Source organism: Enterobacter sp. Lyrl_3, assembly GCF_051948675.1.
Taxonomy (GTDB): domain Bacteria; phylum Pseudomonadota; class Gammaproteobacteria; order Enterobacterales; family Enterobacteriaceae; genus Enterobacter; species Enterobacter cloacae.
Genome location: NZ_JAYJLI010000005.1, coordinates 144970 through 170221 on the forward strand (window position 1 = coordinate 144970; position 25252 = coordinate 170221).

The window sequence follows — 25252 nt, forward strand, 5'->3', positions numbered from 1 at the left end:
TAAACACTTACTGTGAAAAGTTATGCAGCTTTTACAGCATCTGCAATACGGTGCGCAAATTCAGTCACCTGCGCTTCGTCTTCGCCTTCCACCATCACGCGGATCAGCGGTTCAGTACCTGACTTACGCAGCAGGACACGCCCACGGTTGCCAAGCGCAGCTTCAACGTCTGCCATCACCGCTTTGACGTTATCATTTTCCAGCGGATCGCCTTTGCCTGCGGTGAAGCGCACGTTCACAAGGATCTGCGGGAACATTTTCATGCCGCTGCAAAGATCGTGCAGGCTCATATGGTTACGTGCCATCGCGGCAACAACCTGAAGCGCTGCCACAATGCCGTCACCGGTGGTGGTTTTGTCGAGCAGGATCACATGGCCGGAGTTTTCAGCGCCAATGCGCCAGCCTTTCTCCTGCAGTTTTTCCAGCACGTAGCGGTCACCCACCTTCGCGCGAACAAACGGGATCCCCAGCTGTTTCAATGCCAGCTCCAGACCCATGTTGCTCATCAGCGTGCCAACCGCACCGCCACGCAGCTGTCCCTGACGCAGACCTTCACGCGCAATAATGTAGAGGATCTGGTCGCCATCGACCTTGTTCCCTTCGTGGTCAACCATGATCACACGGTCGCCGTCGCCGTCCAGGGCAATACCCAGGTCCGCTTTTTCTGCCAGCACGCGTGCCTGCAGGGCACGAACGTCCGTCGCACCAACCTGTTCGTTAATGTTCAGACCATCAGGCTCACAGCCAATGGTGATCACCTTCGCCCCCAGCTCGCGGAAAACATTCGGCGCAATGTGATACGTCGCGCCGTTTGCACAGTCCACCACAATTTTGAGGTGAGCCAGGCTTAGCTCGTTCGGGAAGGTGCCTTTGCAGAATTCAATGTAACGGCCAGCCGCATCGACAATACGGTTTGCTTTGCCCAGCTCAGCGGAATCAACACAGGTGATCTCTTTTTCCATTTCGGCTTCGATCGCCTCTTCCACATCATCCGGCAGCTTGGTTCCATCGATGGAGAAGAACTTGATACCGTTATCATAGAACGGGTTATGTGAGGCTGAAATCACGATGCCGGCTTCCGCGCGGAAGGTACGCGTCAGATAGGCGACAGCAGGTGTTGGCATTGGGCCAGTAAAGGATGCTGAAAGCCCGGCAGCGGCGAGACCGGCTTCCAGTGCGGACTCCAGCATATAGCCGGAAATGCGGGTGTCTTTGCCAATGATGATCTTACGCGAGCCATGACGTGCCAGAACCTTGCCAGCAGCCCAGCCAAGCTTAAGCACAAAATCAGGGGTGATTGGAGCATCGCCTACGCGCCCACGGATACCATCGGTACCAAAATATTTACGATTACTCATAGCGTTTCTTTTCCTTCGCTGCCAGTGTGGCTTCCACCACACGCATGGCTTCTACTGTTTCTTTAACATCATGGACACGGATAATATGCGCGCCTTGCATTGCTGCAATCACCGCGCAGGCCAGACTGCCGCTCAGGCGTTCACTCGGCCCGACATTCAGCAACTGCCCAATCATCGACTTTCTCGACATGCCAACCAGCAACGGCAGGCCGAAATGATGAAACTCTGACAGGCGCGCAAGCAACGCATAATTGTGGGAGAGATTTTTACCGAAACCGAACCCCGGGTCGAGCAGCAATTTCTCTTTTGCGATACCTGCACGCTCACAGCGTGCAATATGCTCAATAAAGAAGCGATTCACATCTGCAAAGACATCCTCATACTTAGGCGCATCCTGCATCGTTTTCGGTTTTCCCTGCATATGCATCAGACAAACCGGCAGCCCGGTTTCCGCGGCCGCTTCAATCGCCCCCGGCTCGGTCAGAGAGCGGATATCATTGATGATGTGAGCACCCACTCGCGCCACTTCACGAATCACCTCTGGCTTAGACGTGTCCACGGATATCCACACCTCAAAACGTTGTGCGATGGCTTCAACCACCGGGACCACACGCGCCAGTTCTTCCTCCACTGAAACCTCTGCCGCCCCCGGACGCGTCGACTCACCGCCAACGTCAATGATGGTAGCCCCCGCGTTGATCATCAGATTGGCGTGCTTAACCGCCTCAATAAGCGTGTTATGCGTTCCGCCATCTGAGAAGGAGTCAGGGGTAACATTCAGGATCCCCATCACATGCGGATGTGAGAGATCGAGATGCGAGTCCTGGGCGAAAAGTTTCATGGCTAAATCCCTGGTATTAATGTGGTTAAACAGAAAAGAAAAACCCCGGAGCAAGCTCCAGGGTTTGAGGTACAGACATACTCGCCAACAGCAGTGACTTACTTGTCGCCCAACTGTTCTGACATGGTGTTACCCGGGTTCGGCGTACGCGGTTCATCAACCGGACGCGGCGCACGCGGGGTGCCATTGTTGTCAGAATTGTTGGAAGCGCCTGGGTCTTCCCAGCCTGCTGGCGGACGCACTTCGCGGCGAGCCATCAGGTCGTCAATCTGCGGAGCATCTATGGTCTCATATTTCATGAGCGCATCTTTCATCGAATGCAGGATGTCCATATTGTCGTTCAGGATCTGACGTGCGCGACCGTAGTTACGTTCAATCAGCGCTTTCACTTCCTGGTCGATGATACGAGCCGTTTCATCAGACATATGTTTCGCTTTCGCCACAGAACGGCCCAGGAATACTTCGCCCTCTTCCTCTGCATAGAGCAGTGGACCGAGTTTGTCGGAGAAGCCCCACTGAGTCACCATGTTACGCGCCAGGTTTGTCGCCACTTTAATATCGTTGGACGCACCGGTAGAAACATGTTCCGGACCGTAGATAATCTCTTCCGCCAGACGACCGCCGTACAGGGTTGAAATCTGGCTTTCCAGCTTCTGACGGCTGGCGCTGATCGCGTCGCCTTCAGGCAGGAAGAAGGTCACACCCAGCGCACGACCGCGCGGAATGATCGTCACTTTATGCACCGGATCGTGTTCCGGCACCAGTCGACCGATAATCGCGTGGCCCGCTTCGTGGTATGCTGTGGACTCTTTTTGCGCTTCCGTCATCACCATGGAGCGACGTTCCGCACCCATCATGATTTTGTCTTTCGCTTTTTCGAATTCCACCATCGACACTACACGTTTGTTACCGCGAGCGGCAAACAGTGCAGCTTCGTTGACCAGGTTAGCCAGGTCCGCACCGGAGAAGCCCGGAGTACCGCGCGCAATGATTGCCGCGTCGATATCTGGCGCCAGCGGTACGCGACGCATGTGCACTTTCAGAATCTGTTCACGACCACGAACATCCGGCAGACCGACCACAACCTGACGGTCGAAACGGCCTGGACGCAGCAGCGCAGGGTCAAGAACGTCCGGACGGTTAGTTGCCGCGATAACGATAATACCCTCGTTACCTTCGAAGCCGTCCATCTCAACCAGCATCTGGTTCAGGGTCTGCTCACGTTCATCGTGACCACCGCCCAGACCAGCGCCACGCTGGCGGCCTACGGCGTCGATTTCATCGATGAAGATAATGCACGGTGCTGCCTTTTTAGCCTGCTCGAACATGTCACGCACACGAGATGCACCGACACCCACGAACATTTCTACGAAGTCAGAACCTGAAATAGTAAAGAACGGTACCTTCGCTTCACCCGCGATGGCTTTCGCCAGCAGGGTCTTACCGGTACCCGGAGGGCCGACCATCAGGACGCCTTTCGGGATCTTACCGCCCAGCTTCTGGAAACGGCTCGGCTCGCGCAGGTATTCAACCAGTTCACCCACCTCTTCTTTTGCTTCGTCACAACCGGCGACGTCTGCAAACGTGGTTTTGATCTGATCTTCCGTCAACATACGCGCCTTGCTCTTACCGAACGACATGGCACCTTTGCCACCGCCGCCCTGCATCTGGCGCATAAAGAAGATCCAGACGCCGATAAGAAGCAGCATCGGGAACCAGGAGATGAAGATAGAAGCCAGCAGGCTCGGTTCTTCTGGCGGCTCACCTACCACCTTGACGTTTTTAGTCAGAAGGTTATCAAGCAGCTTAGGATCGTTCACCGGGATGTAAGTCGTGTAACGGTTACTATCTTTCTTGGTAACGTTGATCTCACGTCCGTTGATACGCGCTTCGCGAACCTGGTCCTGATTGACCTCCTGCAGGAAGGTAGAATAATCCACCTTGCGGCCATTCGACTCGCTGGGCCCAAAGCTCTGGAATACTGACATCAGCACAACGGCAATGACCAGCCAGAGTATTAGGTTTTTCGCCATGTCACTCAAGGGATTAACCTCATATTACAACTGTGTTAAAAACAGCGTCAGGATACTCTATATCCAGTGTCATTCAAACTTTCGTCTGAAATCTACCGGTTATCATTTTCGCCCGGTCGCTACAATATACACTTCACGGGAACGGGCCCGGGAAGAGTCCGGCTTACGAACTTTAACCTTCGCAAACAGGGAGCGAATTTCCTTAAGATACTCCTCGAAACCTTCGCCCTGAAACACCTTCACAACAAAACTACCACCAGGCGCTAGTACATCACGACACATTTCTAACGCTAGCTCCACCAGATACATGGCGCGGGGGATATCCACCGCCGGTGTTCCACACATATTTGGTGCCATATCCGACATGACAACCTGGACCTTACTGTCACCAACACGATCAAGTAACGCTTTCAGCACTAATTCATCACGAAAGTCGCCCTGAAGGAAGTCGACACCAACGATGGGATCCATTGGTAAAAGATCGCATGCGATGATGCGGCCCGTGCCGCCAATCTGCGTTACCGCATACTGCGACCATCCGCCAGGTGCCGCACCGAGGTCAACCACCGTCATCCCCGGCTTAAAAAGTTTGTCACTTTGCTGTATTTCATCAAGTTTAAACCAGGCACGGGAACGCAACCCCTTTTTCTGTGCCTGTTGAACATATTTATCGCTAAAGTGTTCCTGAAGCCAGCGGCTGGAGCTGGCAGAACGCTTTTTACCTGTCATTTAACATTTCCGTCCTGGTTCATCGTTGCTTGCCTGTGACGTAAATTTCTACGCAGCTATTTGGCGATATAAGGGAGATGGCGGTAGAATGAACCGTTTTCAATCCCAACGTAAGCAAAAATATACGATGAATCTGAGTACTAAACAAAAACAGCACCTTAAAGGTCTGGCACATCCGCTCAAGCCTGTAGTCATGCTTGGCAACAATGGTTTGACCGAAGGGGTGCTTGCCGAGATTGAACAAGCGCTGGAACACCACGAGCTGATCAAGGTGAAAATTGCCTCTGAAGACAGAGACACGAAGAACTTGATCGTGGAAGCCATCGTGCGCGAAACCGGTGCCTGTAACGTGCAGGTCATCGGTAAAACGCTGGTGCTCTATCGCCCAACTAAAGAGCGTAAAATCTCGCTGCCACGCTAAGGATATCCTGAATTAAACACATTTTCTGTGTAAAACGAGGGATTTCTGTCAGCAGGTGAGCAAAATGCCATGCTCCTTGAGTTGATAAAAGGCCGCTATGCGGCCTTTTTCCTTTCTTTACAATGTATCAACATCTTCGTGGAGAGGCGAATTACAGGTACTCAACCTTAATAATTTCGTATTCCACTTCGCCACCCGGGGTACGGATGGTCACGACATCGTCCTGCTCTTTGCCAATCAGGCCGCGAGCAATCGGTGAGTTCACTGAAATCAGGTTCTGTTTGAAGTCTGCTTCATCGTCACCCACGATGCGGTAAGTCTGCTCTTCGTCAGTGTCCAGGTTCAGCACGCTAACGGTTGAACCAAAGATCACACGCCCATTGTTTGGCATTTTGGTGATATCGATAACCTGCGCATTGGACAGCTTAGCTTCGATATCTTTAATACGCCCTTCACAGAAACCCTGCTGCTCACGGGCCGCGTGGTATTCAGCGTTCTCTTTCAGGTCGCCATGCTCACGCGCTTCCGCGATAGCGGCGATGATTTCAGGGCGACGAACAGATTTCAGGAAATCCAGCTCTTCGCGCAGTTTTTCGGCACCACGTAAGGTCATCGGAATAGCTTGCATTTGTTATACCTCTTAAACATTCCTGTTGGGAGCAGTGTTCCCTGCCCCGGCCCTCATGAGCGGGCCAGAAGCAAAAAGAAAACCGACCCGGGAGCAACGCCCCAGGTCAGCAGCAATTTTCAATTTGATACGTATTTTACCGCGAAGTTCACTATGGGTCATCGTTTACTTTGCAGTGCCATGCACCGTAGTATGACGGTTTGTTTTCGGGTTGTTAGCGCGAGATTATGCGATTTTCCAGATTTATCATCGGATTGACTACCAGTATAACGTTCAGCGTTCAGGCCGCGAATGTTGATGAATATATTAATCAGCTCCCTGCCGGGGCCAACCTTGCTCTGATGGTGCAGAAGGTCGGCGCGCAGGCACCTGAGATTGACTATCACAGTCAACAAATGGCGCTGCCTGCCAGTACTCAGAAGGTGATCACTGCGCTCGCTGCCCTGCTTCAGCTTGGTCCTGACTTCCGTTTTACCACGACTCTTGAGACCAAAGGAGAGGTTAAAGACGGTGAGCTGAAAGGCGATCTTATTGCCCGTTTTGGCGGTGACCCCACCTTCAAACGTCAGGATATCCGCAACATGGTGGCGGTGCTGAAAAAATCTGGCGTGCAGAAGATCGATGGCAACGTGTTGATCGACACCTCCATCTTTGCCAGCCACGATAAAGCGCCGGGCTGGCCGTGGAACGACATGACGCAGTGCTTTAGCGCACCGCCATCGGCAGCGATTGTTGATCGTAACTGCTTCTCGATTTCGCTTTACAGCGCGCCAAAACCGGACGATTTAGCGTTTATTCGCGTGGCGTCTTACTACCCGGTCACCATGTTTAGCCAGGTCCGAACGCTGGCAAAAGGCTCTCCGGATGCGCAATATTGCGAACTGGATGTGGTGCCCGGCGACCTTAACCGTTTCACGCTTACCGGGTGCCTGACGCAACGTGCCGATCCCCTCCCGCTGGCCTTCGCCATCCAGGATGGTGCAAGCTACGCGGGCGCAATTCTCAAGGACGAACTGAAACAGGCTGGGATCACCTATACCGGTACCCTGCTCCGCCAGACGCAGGTTAATCAACCCGGCACGGTTGTCGCCAGCAAACAGTCTGCACCGTTGCACGATTTGCTAAGGATCATGCTGAAGAAGTCTGACAATATGATCGCCGACACCGTGTTCCGCATGATTGGTCACGCGCGTTTTGGCGTTCCGGGAACCTGGCGGGCGGGCTCCGACGCCGTGCGTCAGATCCTTCGTCAGCAGGCGGGGATCGATCTGGGCAATACTATCGCTGTCGATGGTTCCGGGTTATCGCGACACAATTTGATCTCCCCGGCAACCATGATGCAAGTGCTTCAGTACATTGCACAACATGACACTGAGCTAAACTTTATTTCGATGCTGCCACTTGCCGGGCATGACGGTTCACTTCAGTACCGGGCCGGTCTTCACGCCGCCGGTGTGGACGGTAAGGTATCAGCCAAAACAGGTTCACTGCAGGGTGTTTACAACCTTGCAGGCTTCATCACCACCGCCAGCGGGCAGCGTCTGGCATTCGTGCAGTATCTTTCCGGCTATGCCGTCGAACCGGCCGACCAGCGCAATCGCCGTATCCCGCTGGTGCGCTTCGAAAGCAGGCTTTATAAGGACATCTACCAGAATAACTAGCGATGAAACTACTTATAGTTGAAGACGATCTGTTATTACAGGAAGGGCTGGCGCTGGCGCTGTCCAATGAAGGCTATGCCCTCGACTGCGCCGCCACGGCGGCAGAGGCGGATGCCCTGATCCAGAGCGGTGAATACAGTCTGGTGATCCTCGATCTGGGCCTCCCGGATAAAGACGGGGCCACGTTGTTAAGCCAGTGGCGGCGTCGCGGTGTCGACAACCCGGTGTTGATCCTGACGGCGCGCGATGCCATCGAAGATCGTATCAACGGCCTGGATTCCGGCGCGGATGATTATCTGGTGAAGCCGTTTGCCCTTGCAGAGCTACAGGCGCGCGTGCGTGCGTTAATTCGCCGCTATCAGGGGCACAGTGATAACTTACTGACCGATGGTGATATTACCCTGAATCTGCAAACTCAGCAGGTGCTGTGCCAGTCTCTGCCTGTTGAGGTCACACCGAAAGAGTTCGCCCTGCTTACGCGTCTGATCATGCGTAGCGGGCAGACGGTACACCGTGAAACCCTCCAGCAGGATATCTACTCCTGGCAGGACGATCCGGGATCAAATACCCTTGAAGTCCACATTCACAATTTGCGACGCAAACTTGGCAAAGACCGGATAAAAACCGTTCGTGGCGTGGGTTATCGTCTGGAGAGACAGAAATGAACAGTATGCGTCGGCGATTAATGGTTTTGCTGGCGGTGATCCTGTTATTTTTCCAGTTGATAAGCGTGATTTGGCTGTGGCATGAAAGCCGCGAACAGATTGGCTTTCTGGTCAATGAAACGCTGTCTGCAAAGGCACGTAACAACCATGTCGAAAAAGAGATACGCGAAGCGATTGCCTCGCTGCTGGTCCCTTCCCTGGTGATGGTCGGTTTTACCCTGCTCTTCTCCTTCTGGGCAGTCACCTGGATAACTCGTCCGCTGAATCAATTGCGGGCCAGTCTGGCGAATCGTTCGGCGGACAACCTCACTCCGCTGCCCATGTATTCAGATATGGAAGAGATTGGCGCCGTCACAACCTCTCTGAACCAATTGCTCGCCAGGCTTGATCACACCATACAACAAGAAAGGCTCTTTACCGCTGATGCCGCGCATGAACTGCGAACCCCACTCGCCGGGATCAGGTTGCATCTGGAACTGATGGCACAGTCAGGTTCGCCACAGGCTTCAGCATTAATCAGCCGTATCGATCAACTCATGCATACCATTGAACAGCTGCTGATGCTGGCGCGGGCCGGGCAGGCAATGGCGAGCGGCCACTATGAGACGGTAAACTGGACAGACAATATCATCACCCCGCTTGGCCTTGAGCATGAAGCCAAAGAACATACGGTGATATGGCCGGCCAAAAGTCCGCTAACGGTGCAGGGGGACGCGGTGCTTCTGCGACTCATGCTGCGTAACCTGCTGGAGAATGCCGGGCGCTATAGCCCCGCAGGGACCACTATCACAGTGACATTGACCGCACAGGACGGTGGTACTCGGGTCAGCGTAATCGATCAGGGTCCCGGTATTGATGAAGCACACCGGCAGTCGATTACCGAGCCGTTCCGTCGTCTCGATCAGCGCTACGGTGGCAGTGGCCTGGGTCTGAGCATTGTGCAACGCATTGTGCAGCTTCACCACGGAAAGCTGACGCTGGAGAATGCCGCAGAAGGCGGTCTCATTGCCAGTTGCTGGCTGCCTTCAACGTTAGAATAAAAAAAAGCCCCTGTATCAACAGGGGCCTTATCGGGTCATTAGTGCTTGTAGATGAACTCGACGCCTTCTTCGTCGTCTTCATCCCAGTCGTCGTCCCAGTCGTCTTCCTCTTCCGCTTCCAGCTCTTCAAGCTGTTGACGGTGGTAGTCATCCCACATGAATTCGACTTTTTCAGGCTGCTTCGCTTCTTCAGCCTGAACAACCGGGTTCTCGATGATAAAGGTCATCACATCCCAGCAGAGATCTTTCACGCCAACCTGGCTTGCCGCGGAGATCAGGTAGTACTTATCTTCCCACCCCATCGCTTCAGCAATGGCTTTCGCTTTTGCTTCCGCTTCGGCTTTATCCATCAGGTCAATCTTGTTAAAGACCAGCCAGCGCGGTTTGTTCGCCAGTTTCTCGCTGTATTTCTCCAGCTCGCCGACGATGATACGGGCATTTTCTACCGGATCGGACCCGTCGATCGGATCGATATCGATGAGGTGCAGCAGTACGCGGCAGCGCTCAAGGTGTTTCAGGAAGCGGATACCCAGACCGGCACCTTCCGCTGCGCCTTCAATCAGACCCGGGATATCGGCAACCACAAAGCTCTTCTCGTTATCCATACGGACAACGCCCAGGCTTGGCACCAGCGTGGTAAACGGATAGTCCGCCACTTTTGGCTTAGCGGCAGAGACGGCGCGAATAAACGTGGATTTACCAGCGTTTGGCATTCCCAGCATCCCCACATCGGCCAGCAGCATCAGCTCAAGCTGCAGGTCACGCTTATCGCCCGGCGTACCCATTGTTTTCTGACGCGGCGTACGGTTGACGGAAGATTTGAAACGGCTGTTGCCCAGACCGTGCCACCCCCCTTTTGCAACCATCAGACGCTGACCGTGTTTGGTCATATCGCCCATGGTCTCACCGGTACCCTGATCGATCACACGCGTACCCACCGGTACCTTAATGGTGACGTCTTTACCACGTTTACCGGTACAGTCACGGCTCTGGCCGTTCTGGCCACGCTCAGCGCGGAAAGATTTTTCGAAACGGTAGTCGATCAGCGTGTTGAGGTTCTCATCCGCCTCCAGCCATACGTCACCGCCGTCGCCGCCGTCGCCACCGTCAGGGCCACCACGAGGAATATATTTTTCACGGCGGAAGCTTACGCAACCGTTGCCGCCATCACCTGCCACGACCAGGATCGTCGCTTCATCAACAAACTTCATTTTACTCTCCGTAAATCATTCGCCTGAGCGGGGACCGCTTCATTTTTGCGCCAACGCCCCCAGAGACGATGACCAATGGCGGAATACATCGCGCCCGCAACCACGACAAACGCACCGAGATAGCCCAACAGGTTGAGCATCGGTCTGACGAAGACATCGGGCCAGGCCATTGATAACAAATCTGAAAATAACAGCGTAAACAGCGGAGTGAGCGTAATCAATGCGCTCACCTGTGCTGCCTGCCAGCGCGCCATTGCTTCGGCCAGCGCGCCATAACCGACCAGCGTATTCAGCCCACAAAATATGAGGCACGCCACCTGCCAGTCGCTAAGCTGGGTGATCACCCCCGGCTTCGCTAACGGCAATAATGCTATTGTACACAAAGTGTACAGCAAAAAGAGGATCTGCTGTGAGGCAAGACGACGCAATAACACCTTTTGCGCGACGCCATAGCTCACCCAAACCGTTGCTGCCCCCACACCGAAGATTACACCCCAGGTGTAATCGGTCAGGCGGGTAAAAATCTCTATCAGGCTGGTATTGAAGAACATTACCAGGCCACATAGCAGCATGCTCGCCCCAACGATCTGCGTACCGCGCATCTTCTCCTTGAGGATAACGACGCTGGCAACCATCATGCCGACCGGTGAAAGTTGACCAATCACTTGCGACGCCGTCGGGCTGAGATATTGCAAGGAAGAACTGAACAGAATGAAGTTACCAAACAGTCCCCCCGTCGCAATAGCCAGTAATACCAGCCAGCGCGGTTTACGGAAGAGACGCAGGGGCGGAAGCTTGCCTTTAACAGCAAGGATGGCCCCCAGGCCGATACTTGCCATCAGAAAGCGATAAAACACCACCGTAGGCGGTTCCATCACTTCCAGTACCTGCTTCATTGCAATTGGCAGCGCACCCCAGCACATTGCGGTTGTGAGCGCCAAAAGAATTCCAATGCCGGCCTGCTGCTTCATGCCCGTTTTCCCTACAGAAAAAATTACCGGGTTTCCAATGTAAAAAGCCCCGCAACAGGTTGCGGGGCTTTAATCCGTTACCGGACCGAGAAAACCTTACTCAGCAACGATGCTGATGTATTTACGGTTGTTCGGGCCTTTAACTTCAAATTTCACTTTACCGTCTGCTTTAGCAAACAGAGTGTGGTCACGACCGCAACCTACGTTGTTGCCAGCGTGGAATTTGGTACCACGTTGACGAACGATGATGCTACCCGCCAGAACGGATTCGCCACCGAAACGCTTAACGCCCAGGCGTTTAGCTTCTGAATCGCGACCGTTACGTGTGGAGCCGCCAGCCTTTTTATGTGCCATTTAAATCTCTCCTCAGGTCTTAGGCGCTGATGCCAGTAATTTTCACATCAGTGAACCACTGACGGTGGCCCTGCTGCTTACGGTAGTGTTTACGACGACGAAACTTAACGATTTTAACTTTCTCGCCACGACCGTGAGCAACAACTTCAGCTTTGATAACGCCGCCATCAACGAAAGGAACGCCGATTTTGACTTCTTCACCGTTTGCGATCATCAGAACTTCTGCGAACTCAACAGATTCGCCAGTTGCGATGTCCAGCTTTTCCAGGCGAACGGTCTGACCTTCGCTTACTCGGTGTTGTTTACCACCACTTTGGAAAACCGCGTACATATAAACTCCGCTTCCGCGCACATCCTCGTATGAATCAGAGTGCGCTATAAATATTCACAATAGGGCGCGAATATTACGCAAAACGCGAGCCTTTGACAAGTGCTACCATCAATACATGAAGAAAAAAAACACAACACGTACGGTAGCGTTTATCTGAGCCGTTTTTTCAGTACAATCAGCAATACTATTGATAAACCGAAACCCTTCGTTACCCCATTAAAGATGGGATAAACAGGATAAAAAGCCCGGCTTTTGCGATGAATTTAGAAAAAATCAACGAGTTAACCGCGCAAGATATGGCGGGTGTGAATGCAGCAATCCTGGAACAACTCAACTCTGATGTTCAGCTAATCAATCAGTTGGGCTATTACATCGTCAGCGGCGGCGGTAAACGTATTCGCCCGATGATTGCCATACTGGCCGCCAGAGCCGTGGGTTATCAGGGAAAGGCTCATGTCACTATCGCAGCACTGATCGAATTTATTCACACTGCGACGCTTCTGCATGATGATGTTGTGGATGAATCAGACATGCGTCGTGGCAAAGCCACGGCAAACGCCGCCTTCGGCAACGCAGCCAGCGTTCTGGTCGGTGATTTTATCTATACCCGTGCCTTCCAGATGATGACCAGCCTCGGCTCTCTGAAAGTGCTGGAAGTGATGTCTGAAGCCGTTAACGTGATCGCGGAAGGCGAAGTGCTGCAGCTGATGAACGTCAACGATCCTGACATCACCGAAGAAAATTACATGCGCGTAATCTACAGCAAAACCGCGCGCCTGTTTGAAGCCGCGGCGCAATGTTCCGGCATTCTGGCTGGCTGTACCGCTGCGCAGGAAAAAGGGCTGCAGGACTACGGCCGTTATCTGGGGACCGCATTCCAGCTGATTGACGATTTGCTGGACTACAGTGCTGATGGCGAAACGCTCGGCAAAAACGTCGGCGATGACCTCAACGAAGGTAAACCGACCCTGCCGCTGCTCCATGCCATGCACAACGGATCCGCTGACCAGGCGAAAATGATCCGTGAAGCGATTGAGCAGGGAAATGGTCGCCATCTACTGGAACCGGTACTGGAAACAATGGCCATCTGTGGCTCGCTGGAGTGGACGCGTCAGCGCGCTGAAGAAGAGGCGGATAAAGCCATCGCGGCACTGCAGGTCATTCCAGACAGCCCATGGCGCGATGCGTTAATCGGCCTTGCCCACATCGCCGTACAGCGCGATCGTTAACGTCTCGCTTCTCCCCGCGGCCTTCGCGGGGAGATTTCAATAAGTTCTTATAAATTCCATATTCACGTAAAATCATCGGCTTACAGACCGCATGAATAAAGCCATGTCTTATTCTGAATATTCCTTCAAGTAACGCGAACTTTTTAGAGCCCGTGTTCAAAATGAGTATAGTAACCCCGTCGTTTCGGTAGAAATGACGTGGGTGATTACGAACACAAGGACAGCTTTATGGATATGAAATTTATCGACTGGCACTCAGCAGATATTATTGCTGCACTGCGCAAAAAAGGAACATCGCTCGCCGCTGAATCACGTCGCAATGGATTGAGCTCATCAACGCTGGCAAATGCCCTGACTCGCCCCTGGCCAAAGGGTGAATTGATTATTGCATCGGCGCTGGAGACGCACCCGTGGGTCATTTGGCCCTCGCGTTACCACGATCCCATTACCCATGAGTTTATTGACAGAACACGCATGATTCGCCAGAAAAAAACCAGGAAAGAGCAACCGGTCTGACACGCTTTTTTTGACAGGAACAGCAACCCCCCGGCCATCTCTGGCAGGGGGCTGCCGGAACGATTACTCGCCCTTCACACGCTCGATATTGGCACCCAGCGCGCGCAGTTTGTCTTCAATACGCTCGTAACCACGATCGATGTGGTAGATACGATCCACAACCGTCGTTCCTTCCGCGATACAACCCGCTAATACCAGGCTCGCAGACGCACGCAGATCGGTTGCCATAACCTGCGCACCGGAGAGCTTCTCAACACCGTGGCAAATCACCGTGTTACTTTCGATCTCTGCATGTGCGCCCATACGGATCAGCTCCGGTACGTGCATGAAGCGGTTCTCGAAGATAGTCTCGGTGATCACACCGGTACCTTCCGCCACCAGGTTCAGCAGCGTGAACTGAGCCTGCATATCGGTCGGGAATGCCGGATGCGGCGCCGTGCGAACGGTTACCGCTTTTGGACGTTTACCGTGCATATCAAGGCTGATCCAGTCTTCACCGGTTTCGATATCCGCACCCGCTTCACGCAGCTTCGCCAGCACCGCATCCAGGGTGTCAGGCTGCGCATTACGGCAAACAATCTTGCCGCCAGAAATGGCCGCAGCCACCAGGAAAGTCCCGGTTTCAATACGGTCTGGCAGAACGCGATACACACCGCCACCCAGACGCTCAACGCCTTCAATGGTGATGCGATCGGTACCCTGGCCAGAGATTTTTGCACCCAGCGCCACGAGGAAGTTGGCAGTATCCACAATTTCCGGCTCGCGCGCGGCGTTTTCGATAATGGTGGTACCTTCTGCCAGCGTTGCCGCGGACATAATGGTGACGGTTGCGCCAACGCTCACTTTATCCATGACAATGTGTGCGCCTTTCAGGCGGCCATTAACGGACGCTTTAACGTAACCTTCTTCCAGTTTGATCTCCGCGCCCAGCTTCTCCAGACCGAAGATATGCAGGTCAACAGGACGCGCGCCAATGGCGCAACCACCAGGCAGTGACACCTGGCCCTGACCAAAACGCGCTACCAGCGGGCCAAGCGCCCAGATGGATGCACGCATGGTTTTCACCAGGTCGTACGGTGCTGAGAAGTTGTTCACGTTGCTGGCATCGATCCAGACGGAGCCATTACGCTCGACTTTCGTCCCCAACTGGGTGAGCAGCTTCATGGTGGTGTCGATATCTTTCAGCTTCGGTACGTTCTGAATTTCTACCGGCTCTTCCGCGAGCAGCGCAGCAAAGAGGATCGGCAGCGCGGCGTTTTTCGCGCCAGAAATTGTGACTTCGCCCTGGAGGCGCGTCGGCCCCTGTACACGAAATTTATCCATGGTGTGCTCTCTTATAAATTCAACCGTGCTGCGGGCGCATCGCCCTCAGCTCAAAAACCGTTTAGTTTGCGATCGCGTGCCCACTCTTGCGGGGTGAACGCTTTAATCGACAGGGCGTGGATGCGGTTATCCGCAATATATTCCATCAGCGGCGCGTACACAGCCTGCTGTTTCTTCACACGGCTCATACCGTCGAACATCTCACCCACAGCAATAACCTGGAAGTGACTGCCATCGCCTGTGACGTGGGCTTCCTGAAGGGAGAGTGCATTCATCAGCACTGTCTGGATTTCATGATTTTCCATGGGTTCTTAATCATCTGATAGTGAAAACAAGCCCAACATCTTAGAGCAAAGTGGCGTCGTCTTAAACAAGCAAAAAGCCCCGACGATGAAACTGTCAGGGCTTTCAGAAGTAACGCACTGAAAATATTAATGCGGCAGTACGTCCTGAGGAAGATTGTAGAGCTGCGCCAGGGTGACGACATTATCGCTGGCCCCGTGAAGCATTACGGTTGCCCCCTGCTTTTTCCCCACGGCAATGAGGTGGGCAAGCAGCGCCACCCCAGCCGTATCTACCCGCGTGACGCCGCTCAAATCGATCAGCGTAACGCCCTGCATGGCGTCATGGCGTTTATCCCATAACGGGTTGAGCAGATCCTGATCGAGTTCACCGGACAGCTTTAATGTTTCGCCCTCACGCGACCAGCTCAGTTGCTGCGACATTACTTCTTCTCATCCAGGGTGATTTTCTGGCGAGAGATAGACTGCAGCTGGGCGGTCAGGCCATCAATGCCTTTAGTACGCAGCAGGTCGCTCCACTCATTCTGTTTAGTCGTGATCATGCTCACCCCTTCGGCGATCATGTCATACGCCTGCCAGTTACCGGTCTGGCTGTTTTTACGCCACTGGAAATCCAGGCGAACCGGTGGACGACCGTTAGGATCGATGATCGTGACGCGAATAGGCACTATGGTGGCATCACCCAGCGGCTGTTCCGGTGCAATCTGGTAGGTCTGGCCGTGGTACATCGCCAGCGCCTGGCCGTAAGCCTGTTTCAGGTATTCACGGAAGGCAGCAAAGTAGGCTTCACGCTGCGCAGGGGTAGCGTCTTTGTAATAACGCCCCAGCACCAGCGCACCGGCATATTTGATCTGCACATACGGCAGCAGCTCCTGGTCGACCACGTCACGCAGATAATCAGGATTAGAACGAATTTTAGGCTGTTCGTTTTTAAGACGATCGAAGGTTTTCTTCGCGGCTTCGTCCATCAGTTTGTACGGGTTGCTCTGATCCGCGGCGTGTGCTGCCGTGAGAGGGGCAATAACCAGCATGGCAACCATTAACAGTCGTTTAAACATGAATGACTTCTCCTGATATTAATTCGTCGTGCCAGGTGTCGGTGCGACGTTGGTATGATCTTCAGTCTGCGCAGGGGCAGCATCGGACTTTTTATCATCTCCCTTACTGTTGTAAAGGAACTGACCAATCATGTCCTCCAGCACCATCGCGGACTTGGTATCCTGGATCACGCTACCGTCTTTAAGGATAGTCGTTCCAAGCTCAGGATCTTCAAAGCCCACGTTCAGTGCCAGATATTGTTCGCCCAGCAGGCCGGAGGTGCGGATAGAAAGCGAGCTAGTATCCGGGATATGGTTGTAACGCTCTTCAATATCCATCGCCACGCGCGGCAGATAGGTTTTTTCATCAAGCGTAATGTCAGCCACACGGCCAATAACCACACCGCCAATACGCACAGGAGAGCGCGCCTTCAGCCCTCCGATATTGTCGAAAGTGGCATAGATGCGATAAGTCGGTTCGGTACGCACTGAGGTGATATCCGCCGCTCTCAGGCAGATAAACAGTGCGGCAAGCAGTGCCAACAACAGGAACACGCCGACCCAAATTTCATTTTTTCTCGTTTGCATGAACTCAATTCCCAAACATCAGTGCGGTGAGCACAAAATCCAGACCCAGTACGGCCAGCGACGAATGTACGACAGTACGTGTAGTTGCACGGCTAATGCCCGCCGACGTCGGGATGGCATCGTAACCATTAAATAACGCAATCCAGGTGACCGTAATGGCAAATACCACGCTTTTAATCAAACAGTTAACCAGATCCATTCGCAGATCGATGGCGTCCTGCATGGCAGACCAGAAGAAACCGGCATCAATCCCTTTCCAGTGAACGCCCACCAACGAACCGCCCCAGATACCGACGGCCACAAACAGGATAGTCAGCAACGGTAAGGAGATAACCCCTGCCCAGAAACGGGGTGAGATAACACGCCGCAACGGATCGACCGCCATCATTTCCATACTGGAAAGCTGCTCGGTGGCACGCATCAGACCAATCTCTGCGGTGAGTGCCGACCCCGCGCGTCCGGCAAACAGCAGTGCCGCCACCACCGGCCCCAGTTCACGCAGCAGCGAAAGCGCCACCAGCATGCCGAGGCTGGTTTCCGCGCTGTAGGTCGTCAGAACAAGGTAGCCCTGCAGCCCCAGCACCATGCCGATAAACAGACCGGACACAATGATGATCAGCATCGACAGCACGCCGACGTTATAGAGTTGCCGTACCAGTAAAGGCGCGTGCTTGCGGAACTCCGGCTTGCCGACCAGCGCGTTGAACAACATCAATCCGGCGCGCCCGAACGTCCTGATGGTTTTTATGCCACGGTGTCCAAGAGCGGCCAACGCATTTAACAGCATGAGTGGCTTAACTCCCTATTCCCAATAAATCGTCACGATAGTCGCCCGCAGGGTAGCGGAACGGCACAGGCCCATCCGCAATACCGTCGAGGAACTGCCGTACTCGCGGATCGCAGTTTTCCTGCAACGCCTGGGCGCTGCCGTGCGCGACGATCCTTTTGTCTGCCACAATGTAGGCATAGTCGGCAATACTCAACACTTCCGGCACATCGTGAGACACCACAATGCAGGTGACGCCGAGCGCGCTGTTCAATTCAGAGATGAGCTTCACCAGCACGCCCATCGTAATTGGATCCTGTCCGACAAACGGTTCGTCGAACATGATTAAATCGGGTTCCAGCGCAATGGCTCTCGCCAGCGCGGCGCGACGCGCCATGCCACCAGACAGCTCTGACGGCATCAGCTTTGCGGCGCCACGCAGCCCTACCGCCTCCAGCTTCATCATTACCGTGCTTTTCAGCAGCTCTGGCGGAAGCTGCGTATGCTCGCGCAGCGGATAGGCGACATTATCAAAGACGTTCATGTCGGTGAACAAGGCCCCCGACTGAAAGAGCATGCTCATCCGCTTGCGCACAGTATACAGGCGCGACCGCGACATCTCCGGTACGTTTTCGCCGTCGAAGAGGATTTCACCGCTATCGGGTGGGATCTGCCCACCGATAAGTCGCAGCAGGGTCGTTTTACCGATCCCGGACGGTCCCATGATGGCTGTGATTTTGCCACGTGGCACGGTCAACGAAATATCATCAAATATCAATCTGTTGCCGCGAGAAAAGCTCACCCCACGGACATCGACTAAATTCGCCATCGTTTGGCTCATTTACGGTTCCTTTCTTACCCTGCTTCATGCGAAGCGTGAAGCTTAAATCAGCCCTAAACCCCACATTTTTACAGAATATTAGCCGTAGAGGTTAGCGAAAGCTGGCATTTGTTTTACTTTTCCGGCGCATAAAGTCAAAATTAGGAATTCGTTACGTCTTAGGCTGTATGCAGCGCTAACAATTCCCGCGCGGTGGACCGGCGAGTATACCTGAAGAAAGGACTTTTGATGCTTTTAGCAACAGCACTGTTAATAATTGGTTTACTTTTGGTGGTCTACAGTGCTGACCGTTTGGTGTTTGCTGCATCGATCCTGTGCCGCCTCACTGGCGTCCCACCTGTTGTCATCGGGATGACCGTGGTCAGTGTTGGAACCTCCCTGCCTGAAATCATCGTCTCTGTGACGGCATCGCTGCATGGTCAGATAGACCTTGCTGTTGGCACCGCGATTGGCTCTAACATCGTCAATATTCTGCTTATTCTGGGCCTGGCCGCGCTGCTCCATCCATTTCGCGTGCATTCTGATGTTCTGCGCCGGGAATTGCCGCTAATGTTGATCGTAAGCCTGTTGGCAGGATGCGTATTTTACGATGGCGTTCTGAGCTACAGTGACGGCATTTTCTTGCTGGCGCTGGCGGTCATCTGGCTGCTCTATAGTGTTAACATTGCCCGCCTGGCGGAAAAACAGGGTCAGGACAGCCTGACACGTGAGCAGGTCGCCGAGCTACCGCGTGAAGGTACGCTGCCTGTTGCACTGCTCTGGCTGGGTGTCGCGTTGATCATTATGCCCATGGCAACACGGATGGTCGTGGATAACGCGACGGTACTGGCGAATTATTTCGCCATGAGCGAACTGACCATTGGCCTGACCGTGATCGCCATCGGCACCAGCCTGCCGGAGCTGGCCACGGCCATTGCCGGGGCACGTAAAGGTGAAGATGACATCGCCATCGGCAATATTATCGGCTCGAACATCTTCAATATTGCCATCGTCATGGGCCTGCCAGCCCTGATAACGCCCGGGCCGTTTAACCCGCTGGCCTTCTCACGTGATTACGGGGTGATGTTGCTGGTAAGCGTTATCTTTGCCCTGCTCTGCTGGCGGCGGCAACGACAGATCGGCAAAGGCGCAGGCGCGCTGCTGACGGGTGGATTTATCGTATGGATGGCGATGCTGTACTGGCTTTCGCCTCTTCTCTCTGGGTAAACGGAAACGCATTATGTCGCAAATAGAATTGCAGCCGGGTTTTGACTTTCAGAAAGCAGGCAAAGACGTTCTGGAGATTGAACGTGAAGGTCTGGCGCAGTTAGATCAGTACATTAATCAGGATTTTAGTCTGGCCTGTGAGAAGATGTTCTACTGTGCCGGTAAAGTCGTGGTAATGGGGATGGGCAAGTCCGGCCACATTGGCCGCAAAATGGCCGCCACTTTCGCCAGCACCGGCACCTCCTCCTTCTTTGTACATCCAGGAGAAGCGGCACACGGCGATCTGGGCATGGTGACGCCGCAGGATGTCGTCATTGCGCTGTCAAACTCCGGGGAGTCCAACGAGATCCTGGCACTGATACCGGTTCTGAAGCGGCTGCAGGTCCCGCTCATTTGCATGACCAGCCGCCCGGAAAGCAGCATGGCACGTGCGGCGGATATTCACTTGTGCGTGAAAGTGCCGAAAGAGGCCTGCCCACTGGGACTTGCGCCGACATCCAGCACCACCGCGGCGCTGGTAATGGGCGACGCGCTTGCCGTTGCGCTCCTTGAAGCCCGCGGTTTTACCCCTGAAGATTTCGCGCTTTCCCATCCTGGCGGTGCGCTGGGTCGGAAACTGCTGCTGCGGGTTAACGATATTATGCATACTGGCGATGAAATCCCTCACGTCAGTAAAGAGGCCTCCCTGCGTGATGCGCTGCTGGAAATCACCCGTAAAAACCTGGGCATGACGGTGGTGTGTGACGATCTGATGAAGATCGAAGGGATTTTCACCGACGGTGATCTGCGTCGCGTGTTCGACATGGGCGTGGATGTTCGCACGCTGGGTATTGTCGATGTGATGACGCCCGGCGGGATTCGCGTTCGCCCGGGCACGCTGGCGGTGGATGTACTGAACCTGATGCAGTCCCGACATATCACCTCAGTGATGGTTGCCGATGGCGACCAATTGCTGGGTGTGGTACATATGCATGATCTGCTGCGCGCAGGCGTAGTGTAATGAAGGATAAGACAATGAGTAATGCGGGTGCATCCCTTGCAACCTGTTATGGTCCGGTCAGTGCCCACGTGATGGCAAAGGCAGAAAATATTCGCCTGCTGATTCTGGATGTGGACGGCGTACTGTCCGATGGCCTGATTTACATGGGCAATAATGGTGAAGAGCTGAAAGCGTTCAACGTTCGCGATGGCTACGGTATTCGTTGTGCACTCACATCGGGTATCGAGGTTGCCATCATCACCGGGCGAAAAGCTAAACTGGTAGAAGATCGCTGTGAAACGTTGGGCATTACCCATCTGTATCAGGGACAGTCCGATAAGATGGCTGCTTTCAATGATTTACTGGGTAAACTGTCTATCGCGCCAGAACATGTGGCCTATGTCGGGGACGACCTGATCGACTGGCCGGTAATGGCCGAGATTGGCCTGAGTGTCGCGGTTGCGGATGCGCATCCGCTGCTGATCCCGCGTGCTGATTATGTTACCCACATCAACGGTGGCCGTGGTGCCGTACGTGAAGTCTGCGATCTGCTTCTGCTGGCGCAGGGCAAGCTTGATGAGGCCAAAGGGCAATCGATATGAGTAAAACCAGACGTTGGGTTATCATTCTGCTTTCGCTTGTCGCACTGATACTGATTGGCGTGAACCTTGCCGATCGTGACGATACGCAAACGGAAGTGATCAACAATAACGATCCAACCTATAAAAGCGATCACAGTGATACCGTAGTCTATAGCCCGGAAGGTGCGCTGAACTATCGCCTGATTGCCCAGCACGTTGAATATTTTTCAGATGACGGTATTTCGTGGTTTACCCAGCCGGTCATGACGACGTTTGATAAGGACAAAGTGCCGACGTGGTCGATTAAGTCTGACCGGGCAAAACTGACGAATGACCGTATGCTTTATCTTTATGGCCATGTTGAAGTCAACGCCCTGACCGCTGACTCACAACTGCGCAAAATTACGACAGATAATGCCCAGATCAACCTAGTTACTCAGGATGTGACGTCGCAGGATCTGGTCACTCTGTACGGCACAACATTTAATTCCAGCGGTTTAAGAATGCGCGGGAACTTACGCAGCAAAAACGCCGAGCTGATTGAAAAGGTTAGAACCTCCTATGAAATTCAAAACAAACAAACTCAGCCTTAAAGTAATTATCGCCAGCGCGATGCTGGCGGCCAGTCTTCCCGCGCTTGCTGTTACTGGCGATACCGAACAGCCGATCCATATCGAGTCCGATACGCAGTCTCTTGATATGCAGGGTAATGTCGTTACCTTTACCGGCAACGTGGTCATGACCCAGGGCACCATCAAGATTAACGCCGATAAGGTGGTCGTTACCCGTCCAGGTGGCGAACAGGGCAAAGAGATCATTGATGGCTACGGCAACCCGGCCACGTTCTACCAGATGCAGGACAACGGCAAGCCAGTGAAGGGCCATGCCAGCCACATGCATTATGAACTGGCGAAAGATCTGGTCATCCTTACCGGTAACGCCTATCTGGAACAGCTCGATAGCAATATCACCGGCGATAAGATCACCTATCTGGTGAAAGAGCAAAAAATGCAGGCCTCCAGCGAGAAAGGCAAACGCGTCACCACCGTGTTAGTGCCGTCTCAGCTGCAGGACAAAGGCAAGGGCCAGGCCCCGGCACAGAAGAAGAGTAACTAATTCGTTATGGCAACATTAACTGCAAAAAATCTCGCGAAGGCCTATAAGGGCCGCCGTGTCGTGGAAGATGTCAGTCTGACCGTCAACTCCGGCGAAATTGTAGGCCTGCTTGGTCCAAACGGTGCAGGTAAAACCACGACCTTCTACATGGTCGTGGGTATTGTCCCACGCGATGCCGGTAACATCATCATTGATGATGAAGACATCAGCCTTCTGCCACTGCATGCGCGCGCACGCCGTGGTATTGGCTACCTGCCGCAGGAAGCCTCCATTTTCCGTCGCCTGAGCGTCTTCGATAACCTGATGGCCGTTCTACAAATTCGTGATGACCTGACCAGCGAACAGCGTCAGGATCGCGCCAACGAGCTGATGGAAGAGTTTCACATTGAGCACCTGCGCGATAGCCTCGGTCAGGCGCTGTCCGGGGGGGAACGCCGCCGTGTTGAAATTGCACGCGCGTTGGCAGCAAACCCGAAGTTCATCCTGCTGGATGAACCATTTGCAGGCGTTGACCCCATCTCCGTTATCGACATTAAACGTATTATTGAGCATCTGCGCGACAGCGGTCTTGGCGTGTTGATTACTGACCACAACGTCCGTGAAACACTGGCCGTATGTGAACGTGCGTATATCGTGAGCCAGGGCAACCTGATCGCCCACGGTACGCCACAGCAGATCCTCGAAGATGATCATGTTAAGCGCGTCTATCTTGGGGAAGACTTCAGACTCTGATAGGGTAGAGGTAACGTAACGCCGAACCGGAGAAAAATGCTCTGAACATGAAGCAAGGTTTGCAATTAAGGCTCAGCCAACAACTGGCGATGACGCCGCAGTTACAGCAGGCGATTCGCCTGTTGCAACTGTCCACATTAGAACTCCAGCAGGAGCTCCAGCAAGCGCTGGACAGCAATCCGCTGCTGGAGCAAGCCGATCTTCATGACGAGGTAGACACTCAGCAATCACAGGACACGGAAGCCCTCGATACCGCCGATGCACTCGAACAAAAAGAGATGCCGGATGAGCTTCCGCTGGATGCCAGCTGGGATGAAATCTACACCGCCGGAACCCCTTCCGGCACGCGTGCAGACTACCAGGACGATGAGCTACCGGTCTATCAGGGTGAAACCACCCAGTCACTACAGGATTACCTGATGTGGCAGGTGGAGCTAACCCCTTTCTCCGATACCGATCGCGCGATTGCCACCTCCATCGTCGATGCCGTTGACGATACCGGCTATCTGACCGTCACGCTGGACGATATTCTGGAAAGCATGGGCGATGACGAGATTGAACTCGAAGAGATAGAAGCCGTTCTGAAGCGCATTCAGCGTTTCGACCCGGTGGGCGTAGCAGCGAAAGACCTGCGCGACTGTCTGCTGATCCAGCTTTCGCAGTTCAGCAAAGAGACGCCCTGGATCGATGAAGCCCGCTTAATCATCAGCGATCATCTGGATCTGCTGGCTAACCATGATTTCCGTACCCTGATGCGCGTTACGCGTCTGAAAGAAGAGGTGCTGAAAGAGGCGGTTAACCTGATTCAGTCGCTCGATCCTCGCCCCGGCCAGTCGATCCAGACCAGTGAGCCTGAATACGTCATACCTGACGTGCTGGTCAGAAAACACAACGGCCGCTGGGTCGTTGAACTCAATTCAGACAGCATTCCTCGCCTGCAAATCAATCAGCAATATGCCTCCATGTGCACCAGCGCGCGTAACGACGCCGACAACCAGTATATTCGTAGCAATCTGCAGGAAGCGCGTTGGTTAATCAAAAGCCTGGAGAGCCGCAATGATACGCTGTTGCGTGTGAGCCGCTGTATCGTCGAACAACAGCAGGCTTTCTTTGAGCAGGGCGAAGAGTATATGAAACCGATGGTGCTGGCGGATATCGCCCAGGCCGTCGAGATGCATGAATCAACGATTTCCCGCGTGACCACGCAGAAGTATCTGCACAGTCCTCGCGGTATATTTGAGCTTAAGTATTTCTTCTCCAGTCATGTGAATACCGAAGGCGGTGGCGAAGCCTCGTCAACGGCGATTCGTGCACTGGTGAAGAAGTTGATCGCCGCGGAGAACCCCGCGAAGCCACTGAGCGACAGTAAGTTAACCACCATGCTGTCCGACCAGGGTATTATGGTGGCACGTCGTACTGTTGCGAAGTATCGAGAGTCTTTATCCATTCCGCCGTCTAACCAGCGTAAACAGCTGGTCTGACACAACCGATAAGGAAGACACTATGCAGCTCAACATCACTGGACAAAACGTCGAAATTACTGAAGCTTTACGCGACTTTCTGAACACGAAATTCGCAAAACTCGAGCAGTATTTCGAAAGGATCAATCAGGTCTATATTGTGTTGAAAGTGGAGAAAGTGACTCATATCTCGGATGCAACCCTGCATGTCAATGGGGGCGAACTCCACGCCAGTGCGGAAGGGCAAGACATGTACGCTGCTATCGACGGCTTGATTGATAAGCTTGCAAGACAGCTCAATAAACATAAAGATAAACTGAAACAACACTAATT

Annotated in this window: 30 protein-coding genes; 14 read left to right on the top strand and 16 right to left on the bottom strand. The window is 53.6% G+C overall.

Translation table 11 applies throughout. From position 1 onward, the window contains the following. Positions 1-20 precede the first annotated feature (20 nt). From glmM to rlmE, 4 genes are all read right to left on the bottom strand, one after another. Positions 21-1358 (bottom strand): phosphoglucosamine mutase, encoded by a 1338-nt coding sequence (glmM, locus tag VF709_RS12575; RefSeq protein ID WP_013098919.1) that lies wholly within the window; start codon positions 1356-1358, stop codon positions 21-23. Then, complete coding sequence (gene folP, locus VF709_RS12580; protein WP_020687345.1) at positions 1351-2199, bottom strand: dihydropteroate synthase; 849 nt, start codon at positions 2197-2199, stop codon at positions 1351-1353. The genes glmM and folP overlap by 8 nt, the downstream gene beginning before the upstream one ends. Positions 2200-2297: 98 nt before the next feature. Continuing rightward, positions 2298-4232 (bottom strand): ATP-dependent zinc metalloprotease FtsH, encoded by a 1935-nt coding sequence (ftsH, locus tag VF709_RS12585; RefSeq protein ID WP_013098921.1) that lies wholly within the window; start codon positions 4230-4232, stop codon positions 2298-2300. Between the two features lie 102 nt (positions 4233-4334). Further along, positions 4335-4961, bottom strand: a complete 627-nt coding sequence (gene rlmE / locus VF709_RS12590; protein WP_003861812.1) for a 23S rRNA (uridine(2552)-2'-O)-methyltransferase RlmE — start codon at positions 4959-4961, stop codon at positions 4335-4337. 127 nt (positions 4962-5088) lie between these two features. Between rlmE and yhbY the strand changes: the two genes are divergently transcribed. After that, positions 5089-5382, top strand: coding sequence for a ribosome assembly RNA-binding protein YhbY (gene yhbY, locus VF709_RS12595; RefSeq protein WP_014833438.1), 294 nt, complete (start codon positions 5089-5091; stop codon positions 5380-5382). A 151-nt stretch (positions 5383-5533) separates the two neighbouring features. Here yhbY and greA read toward each other — a convergent pair whose 3' ends face one another. Beyond that, positions 5534-6010: a transcription elongation factor GreA gene (gene greA, locus VF709_RS12600; RefSeq protein ID WP_013098923.1), complete on the bottom strand. Its 477-nt coding sequence runs from the start codon at positions 6008-6010 to the stop codon at positions 5534-5536. 227 nt (positions 6011-6237) lie between these two features. On the opposite strand from greA, the gene dacB reads away from it, so the two are divergent. The 3 genes from dacB to pmrB are packed head-to-tail and all read left to right on the top strand — an operon-like array spanning position 6238 to position 9376. Then, positions 6238-7671 carry a serine-type D-Ala-D-Ala carboxypeptidase gene (gene dacB, locus VF709_RS12605; protein WP_045293570.1) on the top strand — a complete coding sequence of 478 codons (1434 nt, stop codon included), beginning with the start codon at positions 6238-6240 and terminating at the stop codon, positions 7669-7671. Positions 7672-7673: 2 nt separating this feature from the next. Continuing rightward, positions 7674-8336: a two-component system response regulator PmrA gene (gene pmrA, locus VF709_RS12610; RefSeq protein ID WP_013098925.1), complete on the top strand. Its 663-nt coding sequence runs from the start codon at positions 7674-7676 to the stop codon at positions 8334-8336. Next, positions 8333-9376: a two-component system sensor histidine kinase PmrB gene (gene pmrB / locus VF709_RS12615; protein ID WP_029883388.1), complete on the top strand. Its 1044-nt coding sequence runs from the start codon at positions 8333-8335 to the stop codon at positions 9374-9376. Before pmrA ends, pmrB begins: the two co-directional genes overlap by 4 nt. A 38-nt stretch (positions 9377-9414) precedes the next feature. On the opposite strand, the gene cgtA is transcribed toward pmrB, so the two are convergent. The 4 genes from cgtA to rplU form a co-directional block, all read right to left on the bottom strand. Beyond that, on the bottom strand, positions 9415-10587 hold the full coding sequence (gene cgtA, locus VF709_RS12620; protein ID WP_013098927.1) for an Obg family GTPase CgtA: 1173 nt from the start codon (positions 10585-10587) through the stop codon (positions 9415-9417). After that, a complete protein-coding gene (locus VF709_RS12625; protein ID WP_149896923.1) occupies positions 10584-11558 on the bottom strand; it encodes a DMT family transporter in 975 nt (324 codons plus the stop codon). Before VF709_RS12625 ends, cgtA begins: the two co-directional genes overlap by 4 nt. A 96-nt stretch (positions 11559-11654) precedes the next feature. After that, entirely contained in the window at positions 11655-11912 is a 258-nt protein-coding gene (gene rpmA, locus VF709_RS12630) for a 50S ribosomal protein L27 (protein ID WP_004385076.1), read from the bottom strand. Between the two features lie 19 nt (positions 11913-11931). Then, on the bottom strand, positions 11932-12243 hold the full coding sequence (gene rplU / locus VF709_RS12635; RefSeq protein ID WP_003025032.1) for a 50S ribosomal protein L21: 312 nt from the start codon (positions 12241-12243) through the stop codon (positions 11932-11934). A 257-nt stretch (positions 12244-12500) separates the two neighbouring features. Between rplU and ispB the strand changes: the two genes are divergently transcribed. Together ispB and sfsB are read left to right on the top strand one after the other, a co-directional pair. After that, entirely contained in the window at positions 12501-13472 is a 972-nt protein-coding gene (gene ispB, locus VF709_RS12640) for an octaprenyl diphosphate synthase (RefSeq protein ID WP_013098929.1), read from the top strand. Positions 13473-13700: 228 nt separating this feature from the next. Continuing rightward, entirely contained in the window at positions 13701-13988 is a 288-nt protein-coding gene (gene sfsB / locus VF709_RS12645; protein ID WP_038983629.1) for a DNA-binding transcriptional regulator SfsB, read from the top strand. Between the two features lie 63 nt (positions 13989-14051). Here the strand turns inward: sfsB and murA are convergent, their stop codons facing one another. From murA to mlaF, 7 genes are all read right to left on the bottom strand, one after another. Then, a complete protein-coding gene (murA, locus tag VF709_RS12650) occupies positions 14052-15311 on the bottom strand; it encodes a UDP-N-acetylglucosamine 1-carboxyvinyltransferase (protein WP_013098931.1) in 1260 nt (419 codons plus the stop codon). Between the two features lie 50 nt (positions 15312-15361). Further along, a complete protein-coding gene (gene ibaG / locus VF709_RS12655) occupies positions 15362-15616 on the bottom strand; it encodes a BolA family iron metabolism protein IbaG (protein ID WP_008501458.1) in 255 nt (84 codons plus the stop codon). A gap of 126 nt (positions 15617-15742) precedes the next feature. Continuing rightward, entirely contained in the window at positions 15743-16036 is a 294-nt protein-coding gene (gene mlaB, locus VF709_RS12660) for a lipid asymmetry maintenance protein MlaB (RefSeq protein WP_023622313.1), read from the bottom strand. After that, entirely contained in the window at positions 16036-16671 is a 636-nt protein-coding gene (mlaC, locus tag VF709_RS12665) for a phospholipid-binding protein MlaC (protein ID WP_013098933.1), read from the bottom strand. The genes mlaB and mlaC overlap by 1 nt, the downstream gene beginning before the upstream one ends. A gap of 18 nt (positions 16672-16689) precedes the next feature. After that, positions 16690-17238, bottom strand: coding sequence for an outer membrane lipid asymmetry maintenance protein MlaD (mlaD, locus tag VF709_RS12670; protein WP_013098934.1), 549 nt, complete (start codon positions 17236-17238; stop codon positions 16690-16692). A gap of 4 nt (positions 17239-17242) precedes the next feature. Then, positions 17243-18025 (bottom strand): lipid asymmetry maintenance ABC transporter permease subunit MlaE, encoded by a 783-nt coding sequence (gene mlaE / locus VF709_RS12675; RefSeq protein ID WP_010436044.1) that lies wholly within the window; start codon positions 18023-18025, stop codon positions 17243-17245. A gap of 7 nt (positions 18026-18032) precedes the next feature. After that, positions 18033-18845 carry a phospholipid ABC transporter ATP-binding protein MlaF gene (gene mlaF, locus VF709_RS12680; protein WP_020687352.1) on the bottom strand — a complete coding sequence of 271 codons (813 nt, stop codon included), beginning with the start codon at positions 18843-18845 and terminating at the stop codon, positions 18033-18035. Positions 18846-19073: 228 nt separating this feature from the next. Here mlaF and VF709_RS12685 point away from each other — a divergent pair, with 228 nt between their 5' ends. The 8 genes from VF709_RS12685 to hpf are packed head-to-tail and all read left to right on the top strand — an operon-like array spanning position 19074 to position 25250. Continuing rightward, positions 19074-20051: a calcium/sodium antiporter gene (locus tag VF709_RS12685; protein ID WP_013098936.1), complete on the top strand. Its 978-nt coding sequence runs from the start codon at positions 19074-19076 to the stop codon at positions 20049-20051. Positions 20052-20064: 13 nt separating this feature from the next. Further along, positions 20065-21051, top strand: coding sequence for an arabinose-5-phosphate isomerase KdsD (gene kdsD / locus VF709_RS12690; RefSeq protein WP_029883390.1), 987 nt, complete (start codon positions 20065-20067; stop codon positions 21049-21051). Positions 21052-21065: 14 nt separating this feature from the next. Beyond that, positions 21066-21632, top strand: a complete 567-nt coding sequence (kdsC, locus tag VF709_RS12695) for a 3-deoxy-manno-octulosonate-8-phosphatase KdsC (RefSeq protein WP_029883391.1) — start codon at positions 21066-21068, stop codon at positions 21630-21632. Continuing rightward, positions 21629-22204 (top strand): LPS export ABC transporter periplasmic protein LptC, encoded by a 576-nt coding sequence (gene lptC, locus VF709_RS12700; RefSeq protein ID WP_013098939.1) that lies wholly within the window; start codon positions 21629-21631, stop codon positions 22202-22204. The genes kdsC and lptC overlap by 4 nt, the downstream gene beginning before the upstream one ends. Then, positions 22173-22727 (top strand): lipopolysaccharide ABC transporter substrate-binding protein LptA, encoded by a 555-nt coding sequence (gene lptA, locus VF709_RS12705; protein ID WP_013098940.1) that lies wholly within the window; start codon positions 22173-22175, stop codon positions 22725-22727. Before lptC ends, lptA begins: the two co-directional genes overlap by 32 nt. Before the next feature lie 6 nt (positions 22728-22733). Further along, complete coding sequence (gene lptB / locus VF709_RS12710) at positions 22734-23459, top strand: LPS export ABC transporter ATP-binding protein (protein ID WP_013098941.1); 726 nt, start codon at positions 22734-22736, stop codon at positions 23457-23459. Positions 23460-23506: 47 nt separating this feature from the next. Then, positions 23507-24940, top strand: coding sequence for an RNA polymerase factor sigma-54 (gene rpoN / locus VF709_RS12715; RefSeq protein ID WP_013098942.1), 1434 nt, complete (start codon positions 23507-23509; stop codon positions 24938-24940). Between the two features lie 22 nt (positions 24941-24962). Further along, the gene (gene hpf / locus VF709_RS12720) at positions 24963-25250 is read left to right on the top strand and encodes a ribosome hibernation promoting factor (protein WP_006178790.1); all 288 of its coding nucleotides are present in this window, start codon (positions 24963-24965) and stop codon (positions 25248-25250) included. Positions 25251-25252 lie beyond the last annotated feature (2 nt).